At 45.7% G+C, this 14,475-nt stretch carries 9 protein-coding genes; 3 read left to right on the top strand and 6 right to left on the bottom strand.

The window, feature by feature from the left end; all coding sequences use genetic code 11:
• The first annotated feature begins 26 nt into the window (after positions 1-26).
• Positions 27-494, top strand: coding sequence for a hypothetical protein (locus L21SP3_RS10940; protein WP_077541459.1), 468 nt, complete (start codon positions 27-29; stop codon positions 492-494).
• Between the two features lie 70 nt (positions 495-564).
• Here the strand turns inward: L21SP3_RS10940 and L21SP3_RS10935 are convergent, their stop codons facing one another.
• Entirely contained in the window at positions 565-3,492 is a 2,928-nt protein-coding gene (locus tag L21SP3_RS10935) for a glycoside hydrolase family 2 protein (RefSeq protein ID WP_077541457.1), read from the bottom strand.
• Positions 3,493-3,515: 23 nt separating this feature from the next.
• Complete coding sequence (locus L21SP3_RS10930; protein WP_077541455.1) at positions 3,516-4,604, bottom strand: uroporphyrinogen decarboxylase family protein; 1,089 nt, start codon at positions 4,602-4,604, stop codon at positions 3,516-3,518.
• Between the two features lie 111 nt (positions 4,605-4,715).
• Here L21SP3_RS10930 and L21SP3_RS10925 point away from each other — a divergent pair, with 111 nt between their 5' ends.
• The gene (locus tag L21SP3_RS10925) at positions 4,716-5,870 is read left to right on the top strand and encodes a DNA-binding transcriptional regulator (RefSeq protein WP_077541453.1); all 1,155 of its coding nucleotides are present in this window, start codon (positions 4,716-4,718) and stop codon (positions 5,868-5,870) included.
• Positions 5,871-5,961: 91 nt separating this feature from the next.
• Positions 5,962-6,888 carry a hypothetical protein gene (locus L21SP3_RS10920; RefSeq protein ID WP_077541451.1) on the top strand — a complete coding sequence of 309 codons (927 nt, stop codon included), beginning with the start codon at positions 5,962-5,964 and terminating at the stop codon, positions 6,886-6,888.
• A gap of 16 nt (positions 6,889-6,904) precedes the next feature.
• Here L21SP3_RS10920 and L21SP3_RS10915 read toward each other — a convergent pair whose 3' ends face one another.
• The 4 genes from L21SP3_RS10915 to L21SP3_RS10900 form a co-directional block, all read right to left on the bottom strand.
• A complete protein-coding gene (locus L21SP3_RS10915; RefSeq protein WP_077541449.1) occupies positions 6,905-10,051 on the bottom strand; it encodes a LamG-like jellyroll fold domain-containing protein in 3,147 nt (1,048 codons plus the stop codon).
• Between the two features lie 66 nt (positions 10,052-10,117).
• Positions 10,118-12,190 carry a LamG-like jellyroll fold domain-containing protein gene (locus L21SP3_RS10910; protein ID WP_161488192.1) on the bottom strand — a complete coding sequence of 691 codons (2,073 nt, stop codon included), beginning with the start codon at positions 12,188-12,190 and terminating at the stop codon, positions 10,118-10,120.
• Positions 12,191-12,244: 54 nt separating this feature from the next.
• Positions 12,245-13,918 carry an NPCBM/NEW2 domain-containing protein gene (locus L21SP3_RS10905; RefSeq protein WP_077541447.1) on the bottom strand — a complete coding sequence of 558 codons (1,674 nt, stop codon included), beginning with the start codon at positions 13,916-13,918 and terminating at the stop codon, positions 12,245-12,247.
• A complete protein-coding gene (locus L21SP3_RS10900; protein WP_077541445.1) occupies positions 13,911-14,444 on the bottom strand; it encodes a sigma-70 family RNA polymerase sigma factor in 534 nt (177 codons plus the stop codon). Before L21SP3_RS10900 ends, L21SP3_RS10905 begins: the two co-directional genes overlap by 8 nt.
• Between the last annotated feature and the right edge of the window lie 31 nt (positions 14,445-14,475).

The raw sequence follows: 14,475 nt of genomic DNA, 5'->3' as shown, positions 1-14,475 counted from the left end.
GTTTTCGGTCTAAACGTGAGGTTTCTATGACTCTTGAAATAAAGTACAGTTCGTATCGAGTGGGCAATTGGGGAATTGCTGCAATAGTATTTCTGATTCTTACTGGCTGGTTCACCTATGATGGTTATATGAATCAGGGATTCATCGATGAGCATACAGTTGACGGCAGCCCCGACCATACCCTGATCTTCAATCAGCAGTTCTGGATATTCGGTTTGCCGGCAGCAATCGCCTCGGCAGCAGGATATATGCTCTTCAGGAAAAAACGCCTCTATGCGGACGATGAAAAGATCACAATAGACAAAGACCGTCAGATAGCATTCGATCAGATCGAAGCGGTGGACTACACCAAGTTTAAGTCTGACGGGAAGTTCACTGTTGAATACACCAGCGAGGGGCAAACTAAAACCTTCACCTTCAGCAAAAAGGCATGGGACGGGCTCGATAAGCTCCTCGAGCTTGTGATAAGCAAAGTTGACAGCGCAGAATCATAAGAATCGAAGTGATCGAGCTTTTTCATCTGCGCTGAAAATATTTTTCTTTGAAAGCCTTTGAGCTTTGGGATTAATAGTCTTTGTTAAGCTCTAACACTGCATTTGCTGAGAAGCTTTTCTTATTTTTTATAAATTCTGCATAGTTGCCCCACTGCAAGTCGGGGTAGTCCCAGATGCTGTTTATAATAAGCGAATCTTTGCCGGCCTGTCTTTCATAGCGGCAGCCCAGCTCGGCATCACTCAGCACATCCAAACGTCCCCCCCTGTTATAAAAGACACTGTAGCGGAAGATATTTTCTTTGAGCCCGCGTGCGAGCATGCTGAGCGGGAGGGTTTTATCAAGACCGAAATAGAAATAATCCTCTGAATCGTATATCCAGCAGTGTTCAGGCTTTTGTCTATATTTCATCTCAGGGGTGTATGAAAGGTCTGCCGAGCCTTTTTCAGGTGAAAGATCGTTAGCAGGGTATGCAGTGAAATAGCCTTTTCTCTCCCAGCTGATTTTTTCAGCGGCAGCAGTTATAAACTTGAAGCCTGCCTCTTTTATGTGTTTGCCTCCAGGGATTCCTGATGCTTTGCAATCAATCTCTGCTGTGCCTACGCCGTTAATCCGAATATTGAATTCTGCTGAGACCTTGCCAAAACTGCCCTTCATCTGTACGTGAAGAACGCCCTGCTTCAGTGAACTGCTCGAAGACTTGAGCTCCCATTCCCCGGCTGCAAGGTTTTTGATCGGGCTGTTCCAGCCGAGCTTTTCAAATATGGTAAGGTGCAGATGAGGCCCGGATTTTATAACCAGCTCCCCGCCGAGTTTGAGGTTTTTTATAAGGCCGTCATTTTTATCTATAACGAACTCAAAATTTTCGCCTTCAGCTGCAGTTTTCGAAGAGCTGTTCTTGAGAGTTATTCTGCCCTGCTTTTTGATTTGAGGCAGCTCATTGCCCTGTTTTCCAATTCGGATGTTGTACTTATCGAGGAGTCTGCGGTCTTTGAAAAACTCGATTGAAAGCTTTGTTCCCTCCTGCCAGTTCAATTCGGGCATTAAGAGATGACCTTTCGCTCCGGGGGCTATATCTGCAAAAGCCAAGCCTGATTTGCCCATATAATTCCATTCTATAGACGTCCTGCTGAGGTTGGTATGATTGAATCTGTTATGAATTTTGAGCTTAAGCTTTTCGCCCGGGGAAAACTGATCAACCTGCTTATCAAGGATCTTGACAGGCGAGTATGCCTTTTTCGTTCTCCAGAATTCCGGCTTCTTTCTTCTCCACGAATCCACAATGCCCCACTGCCCATAGCCTATTGCGGGGCCGAGGGCTTCGGTGCTGCCGTTTTCACCCTGATTATCCCAGATATCTCCCCTGCCGGGAAGGTCTTCAGGCAGGAAGAAAGTTTCGTCTATCATTCCCCAAATCGCTCCGCCTGCCCCGCTTTTTGATTTGAGCAGATTGGCATACATCTTATCAAGGCTTCTCTCCCAGAACGCCCTTATGTTCGGCTCTTCTTTGATGCTGTCGGTGCAGTAGCAGGGTACATGAGCCCATTCATCGTATATCACCGGCATCCCGCTGCGGTCGAAATTTTTGATTTGAAAACCATGCACCTTATCATTGCCATGCCACTTTGGATAATGCAGGCTTAGGATATCGTACACCTTCTTATTTTTCGGTACAGTATTCGGGAAGCTGAACATCACCGGCCTTGTTTTATCGTTGGCCTTGATCCAGTCGTAGGATTTCTGGAAATTCTTTCCGTAGCTGCTTTCATTGCCCACAGACCAAATTATAACGCTCGGATGGTTTCGATGATTGTTTACCATTTCTCTGACCTGCGAAAGATAGCGGTCTGTAAACTTATCCTTATTCGACGAGATGCCCTCGTACTGGAAGCAAACGGCCGATTCATCCTCCACATAAATCCCGTAACGGTCGCAGTAGTCGAGAAATCTCTCTGTTGGGGGATAATGGGATGTTCTGATGTAATTCATATTAGCCTGCTTTGTGAGCTGAGCATCGAGCTTATCGTATTTTGCAGTTGCGCATCTGCCAAGCTTTGGGTGTATATCGTGCCGATTGGCACCTCTAAGCCTTACCTCTACGCCATTTACATAAAGCTTCTCGCCTCTAACTTTCACTTCCCTGAAGCCCACCTTCTCTGGAACGCTGCAAAGAACCTTACCGTCCTTTGAAATCTCTGCCGAGAGGGTGTAGAGGTATGGATGTTCGCTGTTCCATTTCTCTGGCGATTCGATATCCATACTTACGCTGCCCTGCTTTTCTGCCTGAGGGATTTCTGCCTTTTTAATCATTCTGCCTTGGGCATCAAAGAGTCTGAATAAAATATCTGAGGGCTTCGAGGAAGAAAGGCTGTAGTCTATATTGAGCTGAGCGTTTTGATATTCTTCGTCCAGCTCTGTATCTATGTGCAGTTTTTCAAAATGCTGAACGGGAAGAGCAGAAAGCTCAACATCCCTGAGGATCCCGCCGATATTATGCTTTGCATAATCGCTTGCTCCGGAGATATCATCGCTTCTGTCAACCACTTCTACTGCAAGCTGGGCTGTTTCGCCGGGCTCTGCGAATTCGGTAATATCACAGCTCCATTTGGTGAACCCGCCGAAATGCTCGCGTACAAACTCACCATTCACCCAAACGCGGGCATAACTGTAAACCCCGTGAAAATTCAGCATTATCTTCCTGCCTGCATAATCCTCGGGGACGTCAAATCTTGTCCTGTATGCAAAGGGAATGTCTGCTTTTATCGGAAACCCCTGCATCTGGCACTCGCCCGGAACATTAATATCAGACCATTCGGAGCTGTCCAGTTCTTTCTGCCAGAATTTTTCGGGAGGGTCTATGGAGAATTTCCATACGCCGTTTAGCGATATTACAGGCTTCTCTACGCCCGTCACTGTAAACTTCTGGTTCTGCTTGCCTGTCATACATCCACTGAGTAAGAGAGCTGAAAAGATTAAAAAAACAATTTCCCTGATTTTCATTTTGAGTAATCCTAAATAAATTTCTATTTGTATTCCCTGCAACCCTCAACATAGGCTTCAATATTCTCCCAAGGCACCTCCGGCTCGATAACATGCGATGGGCAGCAGAAAAGCCCGCCCTTTTCGCCTGCTATATCCAAATTGTGTTTTACCTGATCTTTTATCTGCTTCGGCGAACCAAAGGGCATAAGCTGCTGGGTTCCTATTGTTCCATTGAACGAAATTTTATCGCCGAAATCTCTGTGAACCTTTTCAAAATCCATCGATTCAGGCTGCACAGGGTTCAGGATATCTATACCGGCTTCAATGAGCTCAGGAACAAGGCCGGCAGCATCCCCGCAGGAATGATAACTTATCAGGATTTCAGGATTTACCGATTTTGCTGCATCAATCACCTTCTTCAGCCGCGGCTGAAGCCATTCACGATACATCTGTGAAGACATAATAGTTGTATTCTGCATCCCGATATCATCGCCGAGACCTAAGATATCTGTTTCCATGGCCGCAAATTTCTCTGCTCTCCAGCACGCCTTTTCAGTGATAATATCGAGCAGCTTAGAGGCTTTAGGATCGCCCAATGTCATATCGACCATCAGATTATCCATTCCCCTTATGTACCAGGCTGTTTCCCAAATCGTGCACTCCATCCATACAAAGACAGCAAGCCCCCTGCTTCTTATATTTCTGCAAGAATCCGAAAACTGACCAAAATCAACACCCGTGAAATCCGGCCAAGGATAATTTTCAATCTGCTCAACAGAATCAAAATCTTTCATTGGATGATGCATCTCAGTCATATGCATTGAATTCGGGTTTTCCTCATGGGCAACTCCCCAGATGTCAAAATCAACGCGATGACTGAAACCCTCAGGATAAAATTTATTCCAGTCAACATTCCTTTCCGGCAGGAGACCGTTATTTTCAAATGCCCACCCGAAGCCCGGGTCAACAACGATTCTGTAAGGAAATTCAAAAAAATCCTGATAACTTTTTTCTTCCGGGTATCGCTTGCGAAACTCTTCAATCTTGCTCGGACACAGGCTAAACCCTGCTGGAGCTTTCTGGAATCCTTTTCGCCGATAAAGGCTGAGAAGATTTTCTCTGGAATTCATAATTTTAAATTCTCCTTTAAATGATAATTTTATATTATTATCTCACGGCAAAACTTGATTTAAAGCCCAGAATGCGGTAAAATACCGCCAAATTACGACAAAAGGTTTTCAGTGAAAAAGATTCTTATAGAAATAGACACTTCGAGAGCCTCTGGAAGAAAATTTCTTGCCGGTGTTGAGCGGTATTGCTCGAACTACTCAGACTGGCAAGTACTGGCTAACCCGCCTGCTTATGTCAATTCGCCTGCTAAAGGTTTAGGTCGATCCAGCGAGCTGATAGATTTTGACGGCCTGCTTATTTATGACCCTTCCCGATTATCTGAATTATTAGAATTCAGCCTTCCTAAGGTAATCTTAGATACTCAAATTGAATACGCAAAGGGAGAATCTACAATTGCGGTAAATTCATTCGAGGTTGGCCGAATTGCTGCAGAATATTTCATTGGCAAAGGGTTTCACAATTTCGCATACTGCGGCTTCCCCAATCTGCCTTGGTCAGGCAAGCGTTTTGAAGGCTTCTGCAAAATCTTAGCTGATAAGGGAATTGCTCAGACCAGTGTCGGACTAAAAGAATTTCATCACTTTCAGATTTTTTACGAAGAAATAAAAGAAACAGCAAAGTGGCTTGCTGATATACCAAAACCTGTTGGGATATTCACCTGCAACGACGACAGAGCAGTGTATATTCTTGAGGCATGCAAGATTGCGGGTATTGAAGTCCCTGAACAGGCAGCTGTTCTCGGTGTGGATAATGACGAGCTTGTATGCAGGCTGTCTTCACCATCTCTTTCAAGCATTGAGCTGAATTTTGAAAATGCCGGCTTTAAGGCTGCCGAGCATCTTGAAGAGCTTATAGAAAACAAGGTCAATCCGAGAATTATAAATATTAATCCCGTGCAGATAATCGAGAGGCAGTCAACAAATGTTTTTGCTGTTGAGAATCCAATTGTCCAGAAGGCACTGATCTACATCAGACATATTTTTAAGAAACCTATAACCGTTCAGGACGTTGCTGAACATTGCTGCACCTCAAGGAGAACAATCGAAAGGCTCTTCCGAAAACACATCAGTAAATCTGTTAAAAGCGAAATCCGTAAACTTAGAATCGAGCTGATTAAGAATAAACTGCTGAATACAGATTTGCCTGCATACCAGATAGCGAACGATTTAGAGTTCTGCGAGCCGGATCATTTGTCGAGATATTTCAAGAAGGCGACAGGAGAAACTCCTGCACAGTTTCGAAAAAACAATAAAAAATTGAGCTGAAAATTTAAAAAAATGCTTTTTTTCTTGGAATCCTGCCTAAAAATTCGGTATGATTAAATTATAACTGCTGTTATTTGAAAGGTTTTTGGTTATGAAAAGTTTACTATTTACAGCATTACTGCTCCTTGCCGCAGCTCAGTGTTTTTCAGAAATCGTTGGCGGGTCGGTTACAGTGATAAGCCCGCCGCTGAATACAGGCGAGGACAATCATCAGGTTGATGAGCTTCTCGGCTTCAACGAACGCCAGCATGCTACACTGCAAAGCGACCTTGAGCTGGACTTTCCCGCCTCTGTAATTCCGTCCGGAGCAACTGTGAGCAGCCATTACATCATCTACGACCCTGAAGACCAATCCAGGATAGCGGGCACTGTTGTAACTGATGAGCTGGTGGCCGGGCTGATTTACGATACGGAGAAGCTCAACGCAAGCGATTTTCTCGGCCTCCCCGGAACAAACTACCTTAACCCGTATATGCGGGGGCTTGAAAGCGGGGATTCAGCAGTGATTGATGAGAGCTATACAGTATCATTCGACCTTGGGGCAAGTACGCCGGGAGATTATGCAAGGATTATCACAGCCTCAGAGCCAGCAGTTTTGGGGCCTCAGCTTCTTATGAGAAATCCTAAGGCGGCAGTTAACGGCGTACACACAAACGAAAGCGGCGTGGGCTCTGTTCGTCTGCTCTTCAACGAACCGATTATCTTTGGGGCTGATGAGGCATCTGTTGAAAACGAAGACGAGGTCAGTATTTCCTCGCAAACCACCGGCAGCGGGAGCAGATTTATGATAATCACATTTTCCGAGGCGCTGCTTGGTGATGAGTACACAATTACTGTACCAGATACAGTAACAAGCAAGCAGACCGGCAACCCAATGGATGGAGATAATGACGGGTCTGCCGGCGGGGATCTGGTGTTTACAATTGAGCACAGAAAACGGCAGGATTTCAATAACGATAATGAAGTTGGGATAAAGGATCTAGCGAAATTCGCAGATGAATGGCTTTGGGCTGATTAGATGTAGAGCGATTCAGCTATTCGATGCATTCATGAGCAGGCAGAAGGGTGCATTCCATCCAGCTGAAGCAGAGGCTGGCAAAGTCGTATAAGTTAACGACACAATCCGGCTCCCCGTTGGGGCCGGATGTATCGAAGCTTAATGAACCTGGATTGCATACGGTCTTGCCGCAGGACTGGTAGTAAATCGTCGTTATATCCTCTTCGTCTAAAACAGCATCATAAACCCTAACATCATCGAGCCAGCCGTTAAAGCTTGAAGAGGCCTTCACAGAGCCCACTCCAAAAGCAGCGTCTGTTTTTTCGCCGAGCGAAGTTTCAGAATAGCTCTTCCTGAGCCCTTCATCTTCAGTTATCATATAAATTGAACCTGTGGACTGAGAAGTTGTCGAGTCTATAGAGAATGCCGCAAACACCCATTCTCCCTCAGGCAGAGGCCCGGGCGCAAACACCTTAGCCCCGCTGGATTTTCCGAGATTGAGAAGAGATTCATCGGGCTTGATTGAAAGCCTGAAGAGCTCGCCGTCGGTATCCTTCTTCCCTGTTACCACCTGCCAGTTGCCGAGGTTCTGCTTCCACTTGAGCCATAGTGTCATTGTAAATTTGCCGGTTGTCTCAAGCGGGTTCCAGCCGCCGGCATAAGCGTATCCATCGTTTCTCTGGATTAAAGCGCTCTGGCCGAGCTGTGGGCATGCACCATCTGCAAATTCAGAACTGCCTTCTACAAGGGCGTCTCTTTTTTCGCCGTATGAGCTGATATCCAGATAACTGCTGCCATCGAAGCCGGCAGAATCATTATCGAGAGTCCAGTGAGCCATTTTATGCGTCAGCCGCACGCTTACTGTATTCGTGTAAGCTGTGCCTTCGGGATTTTGAAGTTTGCAGTAGTAATAGCCTTCAGTCTGTTCATTCAAGCTAAGCTCAAGAGCGCTGCCTGAGCCTTTCGCTGTATCATCCTGCGAGGGAGTGCTGTCTTGCGTATGGAACCACTGATATTCAATCGGCTCAGCACCAGAAGCTGAAACGCTTAGAGAAATCTCTTTGCCCTCAATTCCGGCTGTGTTTTCAGGCTGCTGGAGGATTGTAATCATATCAGTAATCTCGCCCAAAACACCGTTGCCCTGCTGGTCGAAAACGAATGCAGGCTCGCCGCTGCTGGTTACAAGTTCGCCCGGTGCACCTGAAAGACCGGATACGCACTGCCACCTTCTGCCTTTGATAAATACCGAACCGGATTTTCTGTTGAACAAATCGAAAAGCTTTTCCATCTGGGAAGCATTGTAGCCGAGGGTTTCGCTTTCGCCTGCATGCGATAGAGATTTAATCTTTGCATCGCTCAGCTGAGAGCCCCATATCGCAAAATCATCTATACTGCCTTCGAAATTTGGCCCGTGATCTCTTGCAGCTCTGCCTACGTAAAGCCTATTAGATCCCGGATCAGTTACCAGAAGATCATCAGAGTTAGACTCTGCGGGATACCTCTGGCCGTCAACGAAGAATATAAGGTCTTTGAGTTTTTCCTTGCCTGCGCTTCGCCCGGGGAAAGCAACTGCTGCATGATGCCATTTGCCGTCTGCAAGGTTTGGCGAACCTGCTGCTCGAGTTTGGGAATTTTCTCCGGAAAGCCCGATTTCCCCGTTGACTAAATCAAAATTGAACTTCCCTTGAACTCCGCCTTTAGCTCCGCCCCAGCCGGCAATTGTCATTTGCTCGGAATTTACAGTTTTAATCCAAGCTGATACAGTTCTTGCTTCAGAGCAGGTAATGGGAGATATCCCGTTTTTGGTAGTAAGGTATCCTTCACCGTCGAATGTTCCCGCTTTCCCCAAAACTCCTTCGCCGAAGCCTGAGCCCATTTTAACCCCGCCGTAGAATTCTGTTTTGAGCGAGCCGTGGTTTATTATTCGTGATGAAAATTCATCTTCAAAGCTGTAATGAACAACAAGGCCTTTCCGATCGACCAGTTCTAATATACCTGAATCATTGAATTCCGGATAAACGCCTGAATAGTCGGCAATTAATGAACCATTCATCACTTCGGGAGATGCAACCTTATTGAAAGAGGCTATAGAATTTCTGCTCCAGTACTTTTCAGTATAGCCTGCGCCGGTGTTTTGGAATCTGTAGTTTGTGAACTCAACCTTATCTTCATAAACATCAGCCTTGAGATAGCCCTTATGTACGATTTGAAGGATACCGCTCTGGGCATCTATAGAGGCGGTTTCCGTATGCACCTCGCCGGCAAAATAAGCGCGCACCTTGCTTGAGCTGCGCATAGCTGCCCAGAAATCTGAATCTTCTCTGTTATCGAACATCATCCCGCTGGAAGCATGCTTTCTCACAGGCTCAAGTATTGGCGTATGACCGAAAACAAACACGTGATCTATTGTGCTGTCGTTCTGTGCAGCATTAAGAACATTCTGAAACCAGTTCAAATGAGCCCCGCTTACATCCGCTGTTACCGAGCCGGAGAGAATACTGAGCTGCTTATCCGGTGAGTCCTGCCTGAATACATCTACTGAGATAAACAGGGCATTGCGAACCTGCTTGGCGTACGAAGTGTTCTGGTATGGCGTGCCTATTGGGCGTGAGTTTACCGAGCCAATCGGGTCGTCAAAGCGGAAAATTCCCGAATCATCTATATTGAATGCCTGAGCGAAAGAGAGCCTGAAATCATCTACCAGATAGGATATCGACTTTCCAACACCCCAATTGTTATCACCTATTTCATGATCGCCCACAGCTGCAAGCACAAGCGGGATCTGCGAGGCAAAGCGGTAATACCACTGATTATTGTAAATCTCGCCAGCATTTATTATAGTATCTTCATAAGTACCGTTCGGAGCAAACGCATTTCTCGCCCAGTCTGCATCAAAGCGGTAGCTAGCGAGGTCTCCCGCAACAATTAACAGCTCGGGGTTTTGAGCTGCCATCTGAGAGATCCTGTCTGCGATATGCTGCTCCACTAAATCAGTTGTTCCGTTGTAGCCCTCAGTGGCATCTGGGTAGCCTTCTGCTGCGGGCGTGCCCGCGGGATTATTGCCAGTAAGGTCTGCGGCCTCATAATGCGGGTCTGCCCAGCCTACGAATGTCCAAGAATCTGCAGCTGATGCTGATAAACAAAATGTAAACATTAAAATTAAAAAACCGAAATTTTTTTTCATTTTATCTTCCGTGTAAAATCTCAAAGTTTGCTGGATTAGCGTTCTCCGAAAGGGGATAGCTATAAATTACAGACCCAAGACGCCTCTGCCCTGCTGATTGAAAATCAATGCCGGCGAGCCGTTATGGATTACCAAATCGCCCTGGGCACCTGAAAGACCGGAGATGCACTGCCACCTTCTGCCTTTAATAACTGCTGAGCCTGATTGCTTATTGTACAAATCAAACAGCTTTTCCATCTGGGAGGCATTGTAATTGAGTTTTTCATTTTTCGCAGCTGCAAAAAGTGATTTAATCTTGCCGTCACTGAGCTGAGAGCCCCAAATAGCAAACTCGTCTATACTGCCTTTGAAATTTGGGCCGCGATTTCGAGCTCCCCTGCCCACATATAAATTATTAACGCTCGAATTAGTCATTATCACATCTTCGGAGCTGGTTTCTGGCTTATATTTCTGCCCGTCAGCGAAAAATATCAAATCCTTCAATTTGTCTTTTCCCGCGGGTCTTCCGGGGAAAGCCGCAGCAACATGATGCCACTTCCCGTCTGCAAGATTAGGGCAGCCTTCTGCCCGTGTCTGAGTGCCTTCTGCAGAGAGCCCGATTTTACCGTCAATTAAATCGAAATTGAACTTTCCGAGAATTCCCCATTTAGCTCCGCCCCAGCCGGCTATTGTCATTTTCTCAGAGCTTTTTGTTTTTATCCAAGCTGAGACAGTTCTAGGCTCAGAGCCTGTTACAGGAGAAATGCCTCTTTTGCTGGTAATGTAATCATCTTTACCGTCGAATGTTCCTGCTTTGCCCATAGCTCCTTCGCCGAAGCCCGAACCCATTCTTACTCCGCCGTAAAATTCTGTTTTCATTGAGCCGTGGTTTGTTATTTTTGATTCAGAGTCATCATCAAAGCTGTAATGAACCAACAGGCCTTTCTGATCCATCAATTCAAATATTCCTGAAGAACTGAAGCTTGCTTTGTCTCTTGAATAATCAGCAGTGATAGAGCCGTTCTTAATTTCCGGTGCGGCCTTTTTACTGAAAGACGCTACTTTATTCTTAGACCAATACTTCTCAGTATAGCCGGCGTCCTTACTTTGGAATCTGTAGTTTGTGAACTCTATCTTATCTTCGTAAACATCCGCCTTGATATATCCTGAATGAACAATTTGGAGTATGTCGCTTTTGGTATCTTTGGAGGCTGTTACCGTATGAACTTCGCCGGCAAAATACGCACGCACCTTGCTTGAGCTGCGAAGAGCTGCCCAGAAGTCGGAATCATCCCTGTTATCAAACATCATACCGCTTGAAGCCCATTTTCTCACCGGCTCAAGAACGGGGATATGCGCAAAAACAAACACATGATCAATTGTGCGTTCTTTATCAGCGGCAACTAACACATTTTGCAGCCAATTCAAATGAGCCCCGCTTACATCTGCTGTTACCGAGCCGGTAATTACGTTCAGCTTCTTATCCGGGGAGTCCTGCCTGAATACATCCACAGAAATAAACAGTGCATTGCGAACTTGTTTGGCGAATGATGTGTTCTCGTATGGCGTGCCTAAAGGTCGTGAGCTTACTGAGCCAATCGGGTCGTCAAAGCGGAAACTTCCCGAATTATCCATATTGAAAGCCTGAGCTAAGGACAGCCTGAACTCATCAACAAGATGAGAAATCGGCTTTCCGACATCCCAATTGTTATCGCCAACCTCATGGTCGCCTACAGCCATAAGCACCATGGGCATCTGGGAGGCAAAGCGGTAGTACCATTGGCCGTTGTAGATATCCGCAGCGTTTTGAACAGTCTCTTCATAAGTTCCGCCCGGAGCAAAGGCCGCCTTCGCCCAGTCTGCATCGAAACGGTAGCTTCCTAAATCGCCCGGGATAATCACGGCTTCCGGATTGTGAGCTGCCATCTGGGAGATCCTGTCTGAGATATCCTTCTCCACTAAATCAGTTGTTCCGTTTAAGCCCTCAGTGGCTTCGGGATAGCCTTTTGCTGCGGGCGTGCCCGCGGGATTATTGCCCGTAAGGTCTGCGGCCTCATAATGCGGGTCTGCCCAGCCTACGAATGTCCAAGAATCGTCAGCTGCAAATGCTGCTGCACAAAATATAAACGTAAAGATATAGAAAGCGAAAGTTTTGCTCATTTTTTTCTCCATTAAAATTATTCTCAAAGTTTGCCGTCAAAATATTTTCAAAAACTATTCAGCAATCAGAACAGGCTCTTCAAATATGCACCTGTCATTTCCGTTGCCGTTGCCGCCGCCGGTTGTTACGAGAGTGAGAAAGTCAGTGTCTGAATCGATATGTATCTGTTCATTTTCAACGCCCATTTCAGCTGTAGCTTTTAACCTCTTGTATCGAAGCTCGCCGTCTGTAAGCACCCAAAAATCCGCTTTGCCGTTATCTGTTTTGTCGGAGCTTGAGATAAGCGTGCTGAATTTGAAAGTGAATTTTTCGGCTTCGGTTATTTCCCTGAATTTATTCAAGTCGAAAGTTATGCCGGCGTTTGGATGGATAAAAATTCCGGCATGTCTGGAAGCCCTTCTGAAATTATTCAGCTCCCGTTGTTTTTTCCATCCCTGAAAATCTAAATTATAAGATTGTATATTGCAAATGTAAGTCCAGTATCTGCCGTCTGTAGGCGGGCATTCTTGGAAGATATGCCCCTTGCTGTTTACAGTACAGGTTTCTTCGCCGCCTTTAGGCACAAAAACGCCATCCACAAAAGGATTAGACTCTACCGGATGAAAAGCGAAATGGGTTTTTTTTAGTTCAATGCTTTCCTTGACGTAGTTCCGCAAAAGCAGACTCTGAGAAACCTTGCCAGTACCCGGGCTGATGGCTTCTCTTTTAACGTTCAGATTATTCATTCCGTTCCCGCCTGCAACGATATCAGCGAGCTTTATAGGCCCGCCCCTCCATACAATTCGCTTATCGGTATCAAATTCCCTAACAAATTTGTTTTCCCGGAAATTAACCTCCAGGATTTTTTTTGTTGAAACATCAAAACAATACGCTGTTTTTTCGTTAATATTAATGTGGTTTGTACTTACAAATTTCCTTGTTACAAAACTCGTTTTCCCCTTTGTTACATGCACCTCTGTATCGCCGGAAATCTCCTGAGATACACCGAATTCAGTGCCCAGATCAATAATTTTGGAGTTCTCCGTTGTTACCTGAAACCCCACAGCCTGATTAGGAACAGTAACATATAACTCGCCGTAGCTAAGCTCAATCTGGTCGTCAGAAATCACTTCAAACGAAGCCGGGCCTTCTGCTGTAAAGCTTACTCCGCTGTTCAATTCTATCTCAATAAAGCCTTCATCCAGCGCGATTGCAGCAGAGTTTGTAAAGACATCATCACCAACATTTAACACTTCAGCTTTCTCTGCCCAGCTTGTGTCCATAGCCTCGCTCAACACACCCACCTGCTCGGAGGGCAATCTTCCCGGGGCGAGGTTTGCCCATAGAAGAAGGAAGATAAGGGCTGCTGCTGAGCTTGCCGCTAAAATAAGATTGGGCATACTCACTTTTCTCTTCTGCTCGGCACACTCGCAAATATCCGGCTCGGTTTCTTCGGGCTTATCCTGCTCTTTTTTTCCAAGCCTTAAAAGCTCGGGGCTGCCTATTGAATTATCGAGTATAAATCTCTGCGTAAAATCTTCCGGGCTCTCTCTTTGGCTGAAGGCTTCAGCAGCCTTGGCTGATTTTTTAAGTCCTGCTGATATCCTGTATATCTCAAGTGCATAGCTCCTTGATTCTTGGGTTCTCTCTAAAAGCTCATTGAGTCTGCTTCGCTGCTCATCAGTAAGCCCGCCTTCCATGCCGCCGGCAAGCAGGAAATTTAATTCTATTGAAGTTTTCTTATCCATCTATCCTGCCCCTCGCCTTCAATCTCCTCTTAACGCAGTCTCTCAGAAAAGCATGAAGCCTCGAAAGTCTTTTGTAAACCGCTGTTTTGCCGAGCCCGACTCTTGATCCTATCTCTCTTACGGAAAGACCGTAAAAGTATTTCATTTTCAGTATATTGAAATGGTTTTCTTTTAAATTCGCCACGCATTCGCCCAAACATTCCATTTTTTCATTATCGCAGCTTTCAGTTTCGGCCTGCTCTGCAATTAATTCGAAAACATTGTCGGCAAATAGATTCTCAGAGTGGCGAGCCTTTGTTCTCCTGAAATTGAGCACCTGATACTTAGATATCGTAAATGCCCATGCGATAAAGCTAGTTCCTTTCTCGAAGCTGTCGAACTTCTGCCACATTACAGAAACTGCATCCTGCATTATATCCTCAGCATCGTCGTGATTTCCGACAAGGCTGAGGATATACGCATAAATCCTACCCTGTGAATTGAGCAGCAGATTAACGAAGTCTTCTGTTTGAGAATCTTTATTCATAAAGATAATTTTCCGGTAAATCTTTTAAAAT

The sequence above is a fragment of the Sedimentisphaera cyanobacteriorum genome, assembly GCF_001997385.1.
Lineage (GTDB): Bacteria > Planctomycetota > Phycisphaerae > Sedimentisphaerales > Sedimentisphaeraceae > Sedimentisphaera > Sedimentisphaera cyanobacteriorum.
The sequence above is the reverse complement of the archived record's forward strand: the minus strand, read 5'-3'. Positions and strand labels throughout refer to the sequence as shown.

Coding starts and splice junctions, on each gene's coding strand:
- L21SP3_RS10940 (WP_077541459.1), top strand. CDS start 27: ATGACTCTTGAAATAAAGTACAGTTCGTATCGAGTGGGCAATTGGGGA.
- L21SP3_RS10935 (WP_077541457.1), bottom strand. CDS start 3,492: ATGAAAATCAGGGAAATTGTTTTTTTAATCTTTTCAGCTCTCTTACTC.
- L21SP3_RS10930 (WP_077541455.1), bottom strand. CDS start 4,604: ATGAATTCCAGAGAAAATCTTCTCAGCCTTTATCGGCGAAAAGGATTC.
- L21SP3_RS10920 (WP_077541451.1), top strand. CDS start 5,962: ATGAAAAGTTTACTATTTACAGCATTACTGCTCCTTGCCGCAGCTCAG.
- L21SP3_RS10915 (WP_077541449.1), bottom strand. CDS start 10,051: ATGAAAAAAAATTTCGGTTTTTTAATTTTAATGTTTACATTTTGTTTA.
- L21SP3_RS10910 (WP_161488192.1), bottom strand. CDS start 12,190: ATGAGCAAAACTTTCGCTTTCTATATCTTTACGTTTATATTTTGTGCA.
- L21SP3_RS10905 (WP_077541447.1), bottom strand. CDS start 13,918: ATGGATAAGAAAACTTCAATAGAATTAAATTTCCTGCTTGCCGGCGGC.
- L21SP3_RS10900 (WP_077541445.1), bottom strand. CDS start 14,444: ATGAATAAAGATTCTCAAACAGAAGACTTCGTTAATCTGCTGCTCAAT.